We start from the raw sequence: 16,909 nt of genomic DNA on the forward strand, positions 1-16,909 counted from the left end.
TAGTCGAAATTTAGGCTGGCATTCGGCTTTTGAGAAACTTCACCTGTCCATTATGGTTAGACTCATGTTCACATACATGAAACCACTTACAATAGTTATTAGTTGGTCCCCATGGCCATTTTTCATCCACTGTCATTAACCAATCATCATCTCGCTTGGCAAATTCCTTCAAAGAATGCTCTCTTACCTCCTCTAGCTGAGTCAGGTAATAGTTAATATCGTTTCCTTTTATTTTCTTCCTGGCTTCATCACCAAGGCCTGAGGCGACACTCCATCTCTTTTCATCTGCCTTATCCCAGTCTCCCCAGGCACGTCCTTCAAAAGTATTGATTTGATAGAATCTTTCAGTAGCTGCCAGATGCATTAGCATTGCGCCCACGGAGTTAGAATCATCATCTAAAAGAAAATCTAATTGTTCTTGAGTCATTTCCTTCACTGGACCTAAAATTACCATTCGCATCCAGTTCATCATGGATACCAGTGTACCCACTTGAGGAGAAAAGCCCTCTTTAGGACCTATGATATTGATTTCTTCCTTTGCGGACGCATGAGGTTTTGTGGTGAAGCCTGAACTGAATAGAGCTGAAGCACCTAACGGCAATAAAGAAGATTTACGCAGAAAATTTCTCCTGCCTAATTGTTCTAGTTGAGTTTTCATAAAAGGTAGGTTTTAGGATTAATGTATGAAAACATCAACGAGATTTCTCATCTATAGTTACCGCATCCGTCTTAAACGAAAGGCCTTGCTGAGAAGCTGTTCCTATCATAACGGCTTGTGCCAATAACTTATTCATAGATTTACTGCTTCCCCAGTGCACAATAAAATTAGCTCCCGGACCACCAGCAGCGTCATCGTGGGGTACTACAATTTCTACGGTTTGTAATGGAGTAAGCACTATTGGCTTTTCAATGTAGTGTTTCACTAACTGACCTTCTGAATCATAGTAATCTATATAGGTGACATAAAGACTGTCATTAAGGTTAGTGTTTCTCAGGCTTAAAGTAGCTGCCAGAGCGAATCTTCTGGTGCCATCTAAATGATAGATGTCAGAGTATACGGGCACATAAAGCGTTTCCTGATAGGCAAGATCGGCTGTATCCACCTCAGTGTAGTGATAATTTGCACTTGGATGTGTTTCTTTATTCACCTTCACCTCTTTATCCTGCTCTTGCTCAGGCGCTTGGCAGCCTATTAATACTCCTACAAATAGCAAAACACTCCAATATTTCATATGGCTTCTCTTTGGTATGATTATACACCTAAAGCTACAAAAAGTTTGAGTTTAATATTGAACCTGTATAAAAAAGCCATGGTCTTCAGAGAAAAATTCAGCGGCTGAATACATTCTCCTTTATCTGGTAACCCTGCCTCTCACATGTCAAATGAAGAGAATTTGAACATTACACTACGAAAAAATCGGTCAAAGCTTCATATATTACCTACTGCAACGTAGTTGCAATTAAAATCATTACCACCCTTAAAAACGATTTAAATCAATCTGAAGCAAGATTATAGTTCATTCAAAAAAAGGACAGTGTGGAAATTTATTACAGCGCAATAATTTAAAAACAATCGCCGAAAAGCAGCTTTTGATTAAAAATTTTTCAAAATAAATTGCTCTACGTTCAATTTTCACTAAACCCATTATAATTATGAAAAATGTATTCAAGAGAGGAACTCTCTTACTTGGCGCAGCCTTTATGGCATCTACTATTATCATTTCTTGTAATGATGAAGAACAGTCAGTAGCCGATCAGCCTAACCTACCTGAAGAGCGACAAGCTGTTGAAACTACCGTAGAAGGACATGGAGACATTATTCCTGGAAGTTACATTGTGACACTAAGGGAAGGATCTGCTTCTACAAATATGAGAGCCGTAACTGGTTATAGTGCCAGGCAAATTGCCGCCAAGCCAATGATGAGCAACCTGGTGGCACAGGCAGGATTACAGCAGGATCAGCTCAAAAATGTTTATTCATCAGAGGGCTTATTAGGCTTTTCTGTAGATAATGTTGGCGATGCAGAACTCGACAGATTAAAAAACATGCCTAATGTAAAATCAGTTACGCCGAACAGAGTAATTGCCCTGGTGCCATGGTATTGTGCTTTCTTCCCGTGGCTGGATGTATGTAACGAAGATCCGGAGCCGAACCCAGATCAGACTACGCCATGGGGTATCACCAGAGTAGGTGGACCTACTGACTTCAGCAACTCATCTAAAAGAGCCTATGTCATTGACACTGGTATTGATCTAGATCACCCTGATTTAAATGTGAACACCTCTTTAAGCACCAGCTTTGTAACCAGCAGCCCTAATGATGGCAACGGTCATGGTACGCACGTAGCAGGAACTATTGGTGCTATTGATAATGGCATAGGTGTAGTTGGTGTAGCGGCAGGTGTAGAAGTAGTGGCTGTACAAGTACTTAATGCTCAAGGATCTGGCAGCTATGCTGGTGTTATCTCAGGAATTGATTATGTAGCACAAACTGCTAACCCTGGTGACGTGGCTAACCTTAGCCTTGGCGGACCTACAGACTCTTCTATAGATAATGCTGTGATTGCCTTGGGTAACGCTGGTGTATATGTTTCTCTTGCTGCCGGCAACGAGTCTCAAAATGCCAACAACACATCTCCTGCAAGAACTAATGGAGCAAGAATATACACTGTTTCTTCTATGACCAGCAGTGGCAGTCTTTCTTCTTTCTCTAACTATGGAAATCCTCCTGTGGATTTTGCAGCACCAGGATCAAGCATTAACTCAACCTGGTTGAATGGTGGCTATAACACCATCAGTGGTACATCAATGGCTGCTCCTCACGTAGCAGGCTTATTATTGGTAACTAATGGAAATATCCAGACTAGTGGATATGTTACTGGAGACCGTGACAGCAATCCGGATCCAATTGCTCACAACTAATACATAAAACAAAAGCCTCTGAAAATCAGAGGCTTTTGTTTATAATATTCCTTTTGGCAGTAAAGCTTAATCAAATAAATGCTTCATTATAAGATCATGAACCGCCACTGGTTCTATCGATGAATCTGTCACAAGCTCTTTCCTTTTGGTAATGAATACAGCGTGATTGGTGGGGCTTTCATCAATGCGACCATGTGATCCTCTTATCAGGCTGGCATCCAGAGGAATAACATCCATCAAATATCTAAAGCCCAGCTTCTTTTTCAATAACTTCATTCCCACCTTGCCCATTACAAATGGTATTTTCGGGTCTGTAAACATCTCCACAGGATCATAGCCAGGCTTACGATGTATATCTACCGTACGGGCAAAATCAGGTGCCTTAGCATCATCTAACCAGTAGTAATAAGTAAACCAGGAATTTTTATCGGCTATTGCCACTAGCTCACCCGCTCTATCATGATCAAGGTGCGCTTCCTTTTTCCCCGCCTCATCCAGCACGCGCTCTATGCCTTCGGTCTGCTCCAGTAATTTTTTAATAGCAGGTATATCTCCCTTGTCTCTCACGTAGACATGAGCCAATTGGTGATCAGATACCGCAAATGCCTTGCTGGCTCCGGCATCTAACATTTCCAGGCCAAGCTCATCTTTTACAGTTATATAATCTTGCTTCCTTAGCACTCTATTAATATCTACAGGATGACCGGCGTCTGTAATACCATATTCAGAAAGTAGTATAACCTCAGCACCTTGCTTCTCATAATAAGTGATCAGGTCTTTACACACCTCATCTATTTCATTCAACTCTTTTGAAATCTTGCTAAAGTCGATGCCACATCGCTGTAAATTATAGTCAAGATGAGGTAAATAAATAAGGGTCAAAGTAGGATCATGCCATTGATTTACCAACATAGAAGCATCTGCAATCCAGCGAGTTGAAGCAATATTAGCATTAGGTCCCCAAAATGAAAACAATGGAAATTGCCCTAGCTCCTTTTGTAATCGATCCCTTAAGTCAGCCGGGTGAGCATAAATATCAGGTAGTTTGCGGCCATCAGCAGGATAAAGCGGTCTGGGAGTAACACTGTAGTCTACGGAAGAATACATGTTATACCACCAAAACATATTAGAGACCGTAAAATTCGGATCCTTTTCTCTGGCCGCATCCCATATTTTATCGCTTTGCACCAGTTTATTAGATTGCTTCCAGAATTTAATCTCGCATTCATCCCTAAAATACCAGCCATTGCCTACCACGCCATGCTCTGTTGGCCACTTTCCCGTAAGATAAGTAGACTGTACCGAACAGGTCACTGCCGGCAACATAGGGTTAATGTGAGTTAGCTTTGATTGATTTACCCAGCTCTCGAGGAACGGTGTATGCTCACCTATTAACCTTTGAGAAAGGGCAACTATATCTATTACAACGGTTTTCTTCATATTAAATCTTCTCCTTTAACCATTTCAACTCTCTGATAATGGCTTCTGATAGTTCTAGTTGTATATTTTCCGGCAGCACATCCCAGGTGTAGGTCTCCACCTCATAATGATCACAGATATTTGAATCCTTCAGATAGTCTAATGTTTCAATGATCTCCTCCTGTGTAGAAGACAACTCCGAATATTGTGATAAGAATATTGGCACATGAAAATGTGTACGCCACTCACGCGCAGTGGTAGTAACTAAATCGTTAAGGGCTACTGACAAATCACGGTAGTGCTTAAGTGAATCATCTGGATATTGCTCCACCACCTGATGCAGGTAAGTAGATTCCGCAAAAGGCAATAGCCTGGCATGTAACAGCTCTCTTTCCTTTCCTGGGGCAGGGATATCAAGCTTTAAAGCTGCACTCACTTGTATTTTTCCGATTTTAATACCGTGCTCTGCGAATGTTTTAAAGACATCTTCTGGCTTTTCATAAACTACCGCAAAATGGCACACATCATAGCATACTCGGATATGCTCTTTAATCACTGATTCCGGATTTGCGACATCAACAAGCTCCTTGAGCAGCTTTGCTCCTTTTGGTATCAGATGCTTACTGAAGAAATCAACTACTTCTTTGGTATTCTCTAACACGCCATCTGGTTCCGGCTCAATATCTAAATGGAGCAATTTACCTGTGGCTTGCTTTATTTCATGTAAATGAGCTGCCAGCTTGATGAAGTTCGGAATACTTTCAGTAATCACGTCTTCAATATTCTCATGCCAATATTTATAGGAAATAGGTGATGTAGAAACTCCCCCATGCATATTTGCCGGAAGCAGCTCAGCAAGAATATCGAATAACCGGATAGAGTAATTCAATCTATCTTCCGTAGTCCAGTCTGGTGTGTGTACATCATCTTTAACCACGGTATCATGAAAACTTCCATAAGGGAAACCGTTCATTGTAAAAACATAGCAGTTGTTTTCACTAAGCCATTGCTTAAACTCATGAAGGTTCTCCCCTTCCAAAAGTTGCTCACTGGCTATGCTTGACAGCCTCAAACCTATACCAAATTCTTGATCAGGTGACACTGATTTCTTCACACCTGGAATATATTTTTCAAGCGACTTTTTAACCTCACTCCAGGTTTCGCCCGGATGAATATTAGTGCAGTAAGTATAATGATTGGCCATGAACTAAAGCGCAATTGGTCTGCTGGATTCCTGAAACGCTTTCAATTGTGCTACGGCTTTTCTTATGAGTTCCGCATCCATCTCGTGCACTTCTACACCCTTGCCAACACTTTCTAAAAGCATAATAGTGAGTATTCCGCCTAAATGCTGCTGAAACTCTTCAAGCCCTTTAACCACCTGTGGATCAGCCACTTCATCTATATAAACATCAAATCCTAAATCAAGAAATAACTCAATTACCTGAATCAGATCCTCTTTAGAAATTCTATTTTGCAAGTATGAATATGTAGTATCTAAAGCAATACCTATTGCCACTGCTTCCCCATGTCTTAACTCATAATTGGTTAATTGCTCCAGCTTATGTGCTGCCCAGTGCCCGAAATCAAGTGGCCGGGATGAACCTAATTCGAAAGGATCACCGCCGGATATGTGGTCCAGATGCATCTCTGCGCAGCGATAGATCAAGTACGCCATGACTTCCATGTCTCTTGCTGCCAGTTTTTGGGCATTTTCCTTAATCCAAACAAAGAAATCCTTATCCTTAATCAAAGCGACTTTTACGGCCTCTGATATTCCCCCTCTCCAATCTCTATCATCTAAAGTGGACAAAAAAGTAAAGTCATTGATCACAGCATAGGGTGGGGCAAAAGCTCCTAAATAGTTTTTCTTACCATAGGCATTTACACCATTCTTTACCCCCACACCTGAATCATTCTGCGCTAAAACTGTAGTTGGTATTCGTATATGCCTTACGCCACGATGAGCGATGGTTGACGCCATACCTGCCATATCTAAAATGGCTCCGCCGCCAATGGCCACCACATAGGAATGTCGGTCAATATCGTATTCATTGATTTTATCCAGCACCTGCTGCAATATGGATGAATCATTTTTAGCTTGCTCCCCGCCAGGCAAAACCAGTGGGCTACCTGCTAAAGTATATGTCTGGTGATGATTAGAATAATCAGTAATTTTCTTTACCAATGACGGATGTGCCGTATACACACCTTCATCAATAACGAACAACACCTTAGGTTTAAACTTGGACTGAAATAAACCTGCCATTAAGCCATTGTCAACATCTAAGATGTCCTTATCAAAATGAACTTTATAGGTAAATGGAACAGAAAAACTCTGTGTTATAGATTGATTCATAAGTTACAATTTAAAAGATCAGGTTACAGCAAAAGCTTTGGCCAATAGAATAGAAATAGGTAGCAGCACCAACACCAGCAAAGCCCATTGCCAACCTGCAAAAGCAGCAGCCATAGCTGCATTCAACACTATTAAAGATAATACTCCTGCCTTCACTGCCTTCCCTACCCACTTAGGCTCCTGGTTATTAAGCGCCTTAAACAAAGGAGGAAAAATTAGATAAGCGAACAGAATGATGAACGGTACTGCGTACCACCATACCTGGCCAAACTTTAATGCCAGCAGCAAAACGGCCACTAAAATAAAAGCATACATGACCGCTCCCCCTTTCAAGGCTTTTCGGTTAGCCCCGTGCACTTCGCCACGGCTTATCATAGTAATAGCAGCGATATACACTACCGGTATCAACGAAACATACCACAACTCAGTTACCATTTCGGGTACCAGAGATATGCCCAGCAATAAGTTTACACCTCTGCATAGCCCCATATTGATAGGTCCGAATATTAGTTGATGTTTACCCCAGGCATCATATAATAAAGCCAGAACGGCAATAGCAATGGCCAGGCTGCCACTAAACACATTCACATAAAAGGCTGCTAAAATTCCTATTAACAGGAAAATCGCTCCCAATATGCTGGCACTTAGCACCGAGGCCTTTCCACTTGGAATAGGCCGTTCGGGACGTTCTACCCTATCCAGCTCCGCATCAAAAACATCATTAAAAATCACTCCTCCGCCATATAACCCTATGGTAGAGAGCATCAGATATAAGATGGGTTTTAATAGTTGATCACTAAAAACCTCATCTCCAGAAATTATTTCCACCGCTACTCCTGATATAGCCACCCCGGCCAGAATATCGGCCAACGCAGTAATGATATTTGCAGGCCGCATTAGGCGCAAATGCGCAACAAGTCTATTCACAATAAAAATTTAATTCTCAACAATATCAGATCTTCTGTCAGCATTTGGCTCTTGCCCGCCTCTTAAAATGGAATTTCCATGCAGCTTCTGCGATTCATCTACTGCAGTAGGATTAAGCCAATCTGATTCGTGCATTTGCCCGCTTTGTGCATAAGCCGTTAAGGCATTTTGATAGCAGGTTAAGCGAATATCCTCATCTGATATACCCCTTTCTCTCATTAAATTGGCTGTTTTTGGAACGCTCAAAGGATCACTGATGCCCCAGTCGGCCGCACTATCAACTATAATGCGCTCAGAACCGTATCTTTTCACTACCTCTACCATTCTTTCACTACCCATTTTTGTATGAGGATAGATTGTAAAGGCAGCCCAAAAACCACGATCCAATACTTCTTCTACTGTTTCCTCATTATTATGATCTACGATTACCATTTTAGGATCAAGACCGTGCTCCAAACACACATCCATACTCTTGGTAGTTCCTCGTTTTTTATCACGGTGTGGTGTATGGATCATTACCGGTAGATTCATTTCTTTGGCCAGATCCAGCTGCAACCTGTAGAACTTATCTTCTGCTGCTGTCTGATCATCATATCCGATCTCACCAATAGCTACAACTCCCTCTTTACCAGCATATAACGGCAACAACTCCATTACCTCCTCTGCCAGTGCTTCATTGTTAGCCTCCTTAGAATTTAGACCGATGGTACAATAATGTTTGATGCCAAACTGGCTGGCTCTGAACCTTTCCCAGCCTACCAGACTATTGAAATAATCCTGAAAGCTGCCTACTTTAGTTCTAGGTTGCCCTAACCAAAATGCAGGCTCAATGATAGCTACAATACCTGCCTGACGCATAGCTTCATAGTCATCAGTAGTTCTGGAAGTAACATGAATGTGTGGATCTATATACATGAGTATGTTTAGTTTTATGAAGTAAAATTTAAATATTTAAGAATGCTGGAGATAAAACTGCTCACCGATCTGCTGCCAGCGTTCATCAGCAGACCCAACGTTATTCTGATCAATTTCTTTTCTTATCTGAACGGCTTTTTGATAATTACTGGTTTCACAAGCCAAATAGGCCGCCTCCACCTCCAGGCCATCGCCTTCTGCAATTACCTTTTCTATATCTGCGAAATTAGATTCATCAATAAATGGCCCCACAAAGCGCCATAGTTCAGGCATTACCTTTCTACCAGCGGCCCACCTCTCATGAGCAAATAGAGTAAGCATGGTGGCTAACTGAGCATTAGTCCTTTCATCGGCTCCATATATCTTATACAACGGACGCTGCATAAACACCGCTTTTAAAACCATCTGATTCCAGGCTTCCTCTCTAAAATATTGAGCTGGGAAAGGGTTCTGAAGTGCTATGGCATCAAAAACAGTGGTAATGTTGGTCCGCAGCCCTTCTCTCGCCTGTGGCACCATCACTTCCTGATAAGGCAGTAACGGCAAAGAACTATAAAGCGAAACCTGCTCATGAATATCTGCACTGTCAAACAGTTTTGTAAATACAGCACACTGTTCCTCTGCATCTGCAAAGGGATATTCTAATAAGATATAAACCCTTACTGTTTGTAGTAAATCCCATCCGCCAGGCTGAAAACCCGGACATAATGCATCTGCTTTTTCAGCTTCTGCTGAAGAAAGATTTAGCGGTGTTTTCTGAAAATAACGGGATGATGAGCTGAAGCCGATATATAAAGCAGAAACCTTTTCCTGTAGCTTTTCCCTGGTATCCTCCAGCCAGTTTAGAGCATCTGGCTGAGCATTATTTTCAATAATCCCCTTCAAATAATCTGCTGTGTGATTCACGCTTATTGTGGTTTATGAGTAATGTGATTAGCGTATAAATGACTGTTTTAAAATTAGAAATTAATTTGATTTTAACGGTAGATATCTGGAAAGACCTGAGAAAGTATTTACGTTTCAGAGAATCCTGAATGAAAAAGTTAAAAACTTATAAAATTAATGCAATTGGAGGCTAAATCGATTTTAGGAGTGCTGGAATTTTATTTTTGAGGGACTATAATGTGAAATACTGATTATAGAATGGCTAAAAATACGGGTGTTGTATTTGTCTACGGTGGCAGGTTTGTTGGAGATAACTCCAACAAAGGCTCTGACCGTGGACTTTATATCAAATGCCTTTTTAAGTACTGGTGATTACGAGCGAAAAGGAGTGTAGTGAAGTAATCTCGTTGTGGGTGCTGAGTATATCATTTTTGGCTTGTGGGGCCCAATTTATCTGAGCCATTCTGGAAGCTCTTTGTCCAGATCTTCATCGGCAATTACATCACCTGCACTAGATTGCGCAAGTCCACGATCTATCTTCTCTAAAAGGAGTAGTTCATCAATAATCTCTTCAACCGAAAATTCATCCGGCAACTTATTAATAACATTGATTACTTTTTCTTTCGATAGCATATAGTCAAATATAGTTGAAGTTAATGATTATTCAATGACTGTAAAGCTGCATTCCATTCAATCCAGCTAGAGCATAATTGTATTTCGAGTTTATCTTCTGGGTATTTGCAATGCCTCTTAACAATCTGGCATTACAGGTGCCAATGAAAATTTATATCGCAGTGACATTAACATCTAGCTTAACAAAAGCCAAAGTTAAATTTTAGAAAGACGCCTTCCTTTTCAAATGTAAAACCTTGATTAGAACTTCAACCTCTTCATCCGTAAAAATTAAAGTACTTTCATCTTCACCTATTATTGAGTGAACTCTTATATGACTCAGATTATATGCCAATATTCTTTCAATCAAATCTTCATAGTCAGCCCCAGAAATTTGAGAAATACGACCACGCAGCTGATAGGTCTTTAGGATATGATCATAAGATCCGACAATACTTCTGTACTTAAAGGTTTTAGATTCATCTATTATATATTTCCTATCCTTATTCTCTAGAAGTGATACTAATTTTTCCATCATAATCAGCTAGATCGCAATTGTATTGCGAGTTTATCTTCTGGGCATTTGCAATGCCACTTTAACATATACTGGCATTACAAATGCCAATGAAAATTTATGTTGTAATGGAATTGCGACAGAAATTTTTCAGAGTTCAATTCCGTATTTTTTCAATGTCGTATTGAACCAACCCTTGTGTTCTTTCCATACTTGGTCAGTTCTTAATTTATTTATTGCAATATTTTTAAATTCTTCGTTCTTGCTTTCCAATAGCATTTCGATAAATGAGTGTAAATAGAAAACTTCATTTTCGGATTGAAATTTAGCTTTCGGAAAATCAGTTGTCAAATATTTATCTAATTTCTCCGAGTATTTGGATTGGTAGAATTTTGCTAAATACTCGAATGCATAAGAATTGTTTTTATCAAAAGCTAATTCCTCAATTCTTGGTAAATAATTGTCCTTATGCTTTCTGTTTTCAAAGGTTCTATCGTAAAGCAACCAATAAACTTCTTTGTTGGAATAGATAATTATACTATCTAATTTCTCCATGATCAAGTCAGTTGCAAGAGCTTTTTTCGTTGCTAAATCTTGCTCGAAATTATTTCCTTTAACTTTTGGGGAAGCCTCAATTCTTATTTTGTTCCAATATTCGTGATAGATAATTGAAGAAATCGGTTCAATGTCCATTATGCAACCGTCAAAAGTTTCAACCATTTCATTTTTCTGTAATTCAGCTGATAGTAACTCTGGAACATTTCCTTTACCAGATTGAATGAGTTCAATTGAAGCGTAAGTCCGAATTGTTGGATTTTTGTGTTTTGACAATTCAGTCAGTTCTTTGTCGGATAGTTTTTTCTTTAATTCTTGGAATCTTGTGTATTGCGGACTTACCATACAGCCAATTCCAACACAATCAGATTCCACTCTGTTTACTTTAATAAGTGAATCAATCAGTTGTTCTTTTGTTTGAGAAAAACAAAGACTAATTATAAAACTAAATATTATTGCAAGCAGTTTTTTCATATTTTGGGCAACATCCAAATAAGTGACACTAAACATTCCCTTATTCGTTTTACGCACCAATCTACTCTTTTCACATCAAAACTCATAGTGCCTGCCTGGTCTACCTTAATACACACCCCCACAATCACCACTAATAAACACATTTACTTCCGCCAACTCTTCTAATGCAATAAAATCCTGCTATTTTTGCAGCTCTGTAAACAAAACCAAGTAAAATGGCAGAATATAATTTCAGCGAAATAGAAAAAAAAATGGCAGCAATACTGGGCTGACAACGATACTTATAAAGCCTCTGTAGATCCTTCAAAACCTAAATTTTATGCTCTGGATATGTTTCCTTATCCATCAGGAGCAGGATTGCACGTGGGCCACCCGCTGGGATATATTGCTTCGGATATTGTGTCTCGCTTCAAAAAATTGAAGGGATATAATGTGCTACACCCTATGGGATTTGATGCTTTCGGTCTGCCGGCAGAGCAGTATGCTATCCAAACCGGGCAGCACCCTGCTATTACTACAGAAGAGAATATTAAAAGATATAAAGAGCAGCTTCGCAACATCGGCTTCTCCTTTGATTGGAACAAGGAAGTGCGCACTTCTGATCCTAAGTTCTACAAATGGACGCAGTGGATCTTTATGCAGTTGTTTAGCAGCTATTACAATAACGATACGGATAAGGCAGAATCTATCGAGAGCCTGGTAAGCATCTTTGAAACTAAAGGCAATGCAACGGTAAACGCTGCCTGCGATGAGGATACTCCATCATTCACTGCCGAAGAGTGGAAAGGATTTTCTGAAAAAGAGCAGCAAGACATCTTATTAAAATACAGACTCTCCTACCTGGCTGACACTACGGTAAACTGGTGTCCGGCATTAGGCACTGTGCTTTCTAACGATGAGGTCAAAGACGGCTTCTCTGAAAGAGGTGGCCACCCTGTGGTAAGAAAGAAAATGATGCAGTGGATGATGCGCATCACGGCTTATGCCGAAAGATTATTGACTGGCCTTGAAACCATTGACTGGCCAGAGCCTTTGAAAGAAATGCAGCGTAACTGGATTGGTAAATCCATGGGTGCTGAGCTGGACTTCAAAGTGGATGGTCATGATATTGATATTACAGTTTTCACCACCAGAATAGATACCATTTTTGGCGTTACTTACCTGGCTTTAGCTCCGGAAAGTGATTTGGTAAAACAGTTGGTAACTGATGACCAGAAAGAGGAAGTAATGGCTTACGCTGAAAAAGCGGGTAACCGATCTGAGCGTGAGCGTATGACTGATGTGAAGACCATTACCGGTGCATTTACTGGTGCTTATGCTATTCATCCGTTCAGCGGTGAAAAGGTTCAAATCTGGGTAGCTGACTATGTATTAGCCGGTTATGGAACAGGTGCAGTTATGGCCGTTCCTGCTGGTGATCAGCGTGATTATGACTTCGCTAAGCACTTTGACTTGCCGATCATTCCAATCATTGAAGGTGCCAATATAGAAAAGGCCGCTGATCCTACCAAAGAGGGTAAAATGATGAACTCTGATTTCCTCAATGGCCTTTCTCCTAAAGAAGCCATCTTAAAAGGAATTGAAGAGCTGGAGAAACGTGGCATTGGTAAAGGCAAGACCAACTACAGAATGCGTGATGCTATTTTCACGCGCCAGAGATATTGGGGTGAGCCTCTTCCTGTATATTACAAAGACGGAAGTCCATATTTGATGGACACTGATAAGTTGCCATTAGTACTGCCTGAAATTGATAAATATTTACCAACAGTAGACGGAGAGCCGCCATTAGGCCGTGCTAAAGACTGGACCACAGAAAGCGGTGATCCTATCGAAATGAGCACTATGCCGGGCTGGGCAGGATCTAGCTGGTACTTCTTCCGCTACATGGATGCTCATAATGATGAGGCCTTTGTAAGCAAAGAAGCTCAGGAATACTGGGAAAATGTTGACTTATACATCGGTGGATCAGAACATGCTACCGGTCACTTATTATACTCAAGATTCTGGACCAAATTCTTATATGATCAGGGTTATGTTACTGTAGAGGAGCCTTTCAAAAAGCTCATCAACCAGGGTATGATCCAGGGTGTGTCTAGCCTGGTTTATAGACTTACTTTAGAATATAATGGTTCTTCGGAAGGCCAAAAGCCAGAGATTTATATTTCCAAAGGCATTGTTGATAAGATCAAAAAATCAAATCTGACTAATGCTGAAAAAGGTATTATTGAAAAGTTAATCACAGAAGGCATTGAGGCTTTCAACCAAAAGAATGGCACTGACTTCTCAGCGGTAGAGATCAACTTCAATCAGATCTCTCCTATCCATGTGGACATTAGCATGGTATACAACGATGAGCTTGATGTAGAAGCCTTCAAAAACTGGAGAGCAGAGTTGAAAGATGCCATCATCATCCCAGAGGCCAATCAAAAGTACCTTTGTGGTTCTGAGGTGGAGAAGATGTCGAAGTCTAAATACAATGTGGTAAACCCTGACGATATCATAGAAAAGTATGGTGCAGATACCTTGAGATTGTATGAAATGTTCTTAGGACCTTTGGAGCAATTTAAGCCATGGAATACTAACGGTATAGATGGTGTATTTAAGTTCTTAAGAAGATTCTGGAACCTGTTCCATGATGATAATGACAATTTCTTCGTGTCCACAGAAAAAGCCACTAAAGAAGAGTTAAAAGTACTTCACAAAACCATCAAAAAAGCTCAGGAAGACATTGAGAAATACTCATTCAATACTTCCGTAAGTGAGTTTATGATCTGCGTGAATGAACTTACCTCATTGAAGTGTAACAAAGCTGAGATACTTGAGCAGCTAGTGATAGTGATAGCACCATATGCCCCTCACATTGCTGAAGAGCTATGGAGCAAGCTAGGTCACGTAACCAGTGTAACTACAGCGCAGTTCCCAGCTTATGATGAAAGCTATTTGGTAGAAGATGCTCATGAGTACCCAGTATCTGTAAATGGTAGAATGAGAGCTAAAATGTCGTTCCCAACTGACATGCCAAGAGAAGAAATCGAAAAGCAAGTATTGGCTTCAGAGATAATTCAGAAGTGGCTGGAAGGCAAGAAACCAAAACAGGTGATCGTAGTTCCAAAGAGAATAGTTAATGTAGTGATATAAACTACTGACTAATAAATAAATAGAAAGTGCTTCACTCAAAAAGTGAGGCACTTTTTTTTATGGGCAAAAAAGCAATAAGCCATCCTTACAGATGGCTTACTAGGTTCAACCGTATATCACCTAAACTTAATGCATTAGCCTTACTGAAGAAAAGGCCCCTTTGATGTCTTTTTCACTGATGGAAATGATGTTTTCACCATTCTCCTTTCTTTCTCCTTTCCATATCAGCATTTTATCACCTGATTTATTGATAAACATGATTTCATCTCCCTCTTCGCGTTTTACCAGTGTGGCTGCCCCAACTTCGGTAAATAAATTCCCAGAATCTCCTCCCGGAAAATCATCGTTCACCTGAGCTGGATCATGTACAAATGAACCATCTGCACTTACTGTCCTGGTTCTCAAAAAGATGGCACCATCTTCTGAAAAAAGCAGCGAGCTACGGCTACCAATGTTAGCTGGCAGTCTAACCGCCGCGCTTATCCCTTGATTATCAAAAGCAAAGAAAGAATTTGATTGAAAATAATTTTTGACATTGGTGACAGCACCGCTAATATAAAAACCGACAGCTCCTTCTGGTAAAACTCCATCTTCCAGTTCAGTGCTGATATGAAATTCTTGCACAGCTTCCGTATTCTTTTCAAATAATGCTATGACTCCATCATTTCCTGGCTGAAAGGCGGCTTCCACAGAATTCAAATCACTAATGCCGAGGGGTCCTGAGGGATCATTGTGGTCATACATACCTAAAACTTTAGCAGAGCCAACATGATAAACAGCATACTTCTTGCCTGTGGAGTTGTACACTACGATGGTTCTGCCTACTAAATTAAAAGCGGCACCTATATAATCATCCTCACCAAAAATATCAACAAGGTTTTCATAGCCACGATCAGGCAGGAAGCCAACCAGATCACACTCAGTGACTAAATATTCTATTTCCAGATTAGCACCTACTACCTGTTCTGGATTCTTCAAACTTCTTATCTCATAAAAAAGTGGTTGAGCAGTTTCTAAACTCGCAACCTTCGAAACCTTATCAGCCAATTCATTTAAGTTGGTCTCTCCTTTCAAATCAAACCCTTCTGAAGCACCGCCAAAACCAATCGCCTTTATTTTAAAATCTGTTAATGAGTTAAAAGCATCTTCTTGAATAAGGCCGTTACCTTCTTCACCAAAGTTAGAAAAACCATCTTCAACAGCTGAATTCAGCTCAGCTCTACTGCTTGTTGTTTCAATTAAAACAAAGAATGCCCTTCCATATGTTATAGAGGAAATATATGCAGCTGGATTATCCGCATCAATAAACTGCTTTAGATCTTTGGGAGTAACGTTATTTTGGAAAAGACTTTCAATATTTTCCGGCAGTTCATATTCCGTAGAATACATGACCTGCTCCAATTTAATCAAGGCTCTCTGATATAAATTATCTACACTGATAGCCAAATCTGTTGCCGATTGCACCCTGAAAATTTCAGGCCTAATCCCCAGCTCCACGGCTAATTGATCCTGATCATAAATATCTATGATCTCTAAATCATATTTATTAGTGTTTATTAATTCATCCGAAAGAGCCTGACTTATAGCCTCTTTCACTTGTATTCCTGTCATTTCAGAAACATTAATCAACTGAGATTTTCCCTCCTCCTCGAAGGTTAATTTGAAACTTCCACCAGCACGTTCTAGCGGGATGTCAGCTAGATTTGATTCTAAAAGAGATTGCCCTTGTATTAAATTACCTGGGAAAACTTCCTCCACATTAGGGCTCAAGCAGCGGAATACTCCGACACCATTTCTCAGTCTTACCTTTTGAGTGGCACAATCAAACTTCTCGGTAATTCCCTCTTCATTTACACTCTGGCCAACAAATGCCATCGGATCACCTAAAGTAACCTTATCCTTGAGCAAGGTGAAGTCACCAAAATCCTTTCCCAGAGCCACAACTTCATCAAAAGAAAGTACCTCTCCATCTTTATCCGGGAGATTTGGAGTATCAGGATCTACCTGATCATCTGATCCACAACTGATAAAAAGGAGTAAATAAAAACAGGTAAAAAGTAAAGAGTGGTTTCCCGTGAGTTGATTTTTAATCGAAGAAATCATTAATATATCTGTATCTAATTCTTGGGCAAAATTAGACTCCAGACTCATTGATAGGCTATCATAAATCCGTCAAATGATGACATATT

Annotated in this window: 13 protein-coding genes and 1 pseudogene; 2 read left to right on the plus strand and 12 right to left on the minus strand. The window is 40.2% G+C overall.

Annotated features, from left to right (window positions below; translation table 11 throughout):
* Positions 1–10: 10 nt before the first annotated feature.
* Together LVD16_RS20425 and LVD16_RS20430 are read right to left on the minus strand one after the other, a co-directional pair.
* Positions 11–658 carry a DinB family protein gene (locus LVD16_RS20425; RefSeq protein WP_233770148.1) on the minus strand — a complete coding sequence of 216 codons (648 nt, stop codon included), beginning with the start codon at positions 656–658 and terminating at the stop codon, positions 11–13.
* Between the two features lie 34 nt (positions 659–692).
* A complete protein-coding gene (locus tag LVD16_RS20430) occupies positions 693–1,232 on the minus strand; it encodes a DUF3124 domain-containing protein (RefSeq protein ID WP_233770149.1) in 540 nt (179 codons plus the stop codon).
* 421 nt (positions 1,233–1,653) lie between these two features.
* On the opposite strand from LVD16_RS20430, the gene LVD16_RS20435 reads away from it, so the two are divergent.
* The gene (locus LVD16_RS20435; protein WP_233770150.1) at positions 1,654–2,922 is read left to right on the plus strand and encodes a S8 family serine peptidase; all 1,269 of its coding nucleotides are present in this window, start codon (positions 1,654–1,656) and stop codon (positions 2,920–2,922) included.
* Positions 2,923–2,988: 66 nt separating this feature from the next.
* Here LVD16_RS20435 and LVD16_RS20440 read toward each other — a convergent pair whose 3' ends face one another.
* The 9 genes from LVD16_RS20440 to LVD16_RS20480 all read right to left on the minus strand — a co-directional run bounded on the left by LVD16_RS20440 (position 2,989) and on the right by LVD16_RS20480 (position 11,618).
* Positions 2,989–4,362, minus strand: a complete 1,374-nt coding sequence (locus tag LVD16_RS20440) for an alkaline phosphatase family protein (protein ID WP_233770151.1) — start codon at positions 4,360–4,362, stop codon at positions 2,989–2,991.
* Position 4,363: 1 nt separating this feature from the next.
* A complete protein-coding gene (gene eboE, locus LVD16_RS20445; RefSeq protein WP_233770152.1) occupies positions 4,364–5,545 on the minus strand; it encodes a metabolite traffic protein EboE in 1,182 nt (393 codons plus the stop codon).
* A gap of 3 nt (positions 5,546–5,548) precedes the next feature.
* The gene (locus LVD16_RS20450) at positions 5,549–6,700 is read right to left on the minus strand and encodes a 3-dehydroquinate synthase (RefSeq protein WP_233770153.1); all 1,152 of its coding nucleotides are present in this window, start codon (positions 6,698–6,700) and stop codon (positions 5,549–5,551) included.
* 18 nt (positions 6,701–6,718) lie between these two features.
* Positions 6,719–7,627: a UbiA-like protein EboC gene (eboC, locus tag LVD16_RS20455; RefSeq protein ID WP_233770154.1), complete on the minus strand. Its 909-nt coding sequence runs from the start codon at positions 7,625–7,627 to the stop codon at positions 6,719–6,721.
* A 9-nt stretch (positions 7,628–7,636) separates the two neighbouring features.
* Positions 7,637–8,548 carry a TatD family hydrolase gene (locus LVD16_RS20460; RefSeq protein ID WP_233774609.1) on the minus strand — a complete coding sequence of 304 codons (912 nt, stop codon included), beginning with the start codon at positions 8,546–8,548 and terminating at the stop codon, positions 7,637–7,639.
* Positions 8,549–8,578: 30 nt separating this feature from the next.
* Complete coding sequence (locus LVD16_RS20465; protein WP_233770155.1) at positions 8,579–9,448, minus strand: EboA domain-containing protein; 870 nt, start codon at positions 9,446–9,448, stop codon at positions 8,579–8,581.
* 429 nt (positions 9,449–9,877) lie between these two features.
* Positions 9,878–10,060: a hypothetical protein gene (locus LVD16_RS20470; RefSeq protein ID WP_233770156.1), complete on the minus strand. Its 183-nt coding sequence runs from the start codon at positions 10,058–10,060 to the stop codon at positions 9,878–9,880.
* Positions 10,061–10,262: 202 nt separating this feature from the next.
* Entirely contained in the window at positions 10,263–10,577 is a 315-nt protein-coding gene (locus tag LVD16_RS20475; protein ID WP_233770157.1) for a hypothetical protein, read from the minus strand.
* 126 nt (positions 10,578–10,703) lie between these two features.
* Positions 10,704–11,618, minus strand: coding sequence for a hypothetical protein (locus LVD16_RS20480; RefSeq protein WP_233770158.1), 915 nt, complete (start codon positions 11,616–11,618; stop codon positions 10,704–10,706).
* A gap of 179 nt (positions 11,619–11,797) precedes the next feature.
* On the opposite strand from LVD16_RS20480, the pseudogene LVD16_RS27815 reads away from it, so the two are divergent.
* Positions 11,798–14,720 (plus strand): annotated as a pseudogene (locus tag LVD16_RS27815) (leucine--tRNA ligase).
* A gap of 126 nt (positions 14,721–14,846) precedes the next feature.
* On the opposite strand, the gene LVD16_RS20500 reads toward LVD16_RS27815, so the two are convergent.
* The gene (locus LVD16_RS20500; protein WP_233770159.1) at positions 14,847–16,871 is read right to left on the minus strand and encodes a thiol-activated cytolysin family protein; all 2,025 of its coding nucleotides are present in this window, start codon (positions 16,869–16,871) and stop codon (positions 14,847–14,849) included.
* Between the last annotated feature and the right edge of the window lie 38 nt (positions 16,872–16,909).

This window comes from Fulvivirga ligni (genome assembly GCF_021389935.1).
In the GTDB taxonomy this organism is placed as follows: Bacteria; Bacteroidota; Bacteroidia; order Cytophagales; family Cyclobacteriaceae; genus Fulvivirga; species Fulvivirga ligni.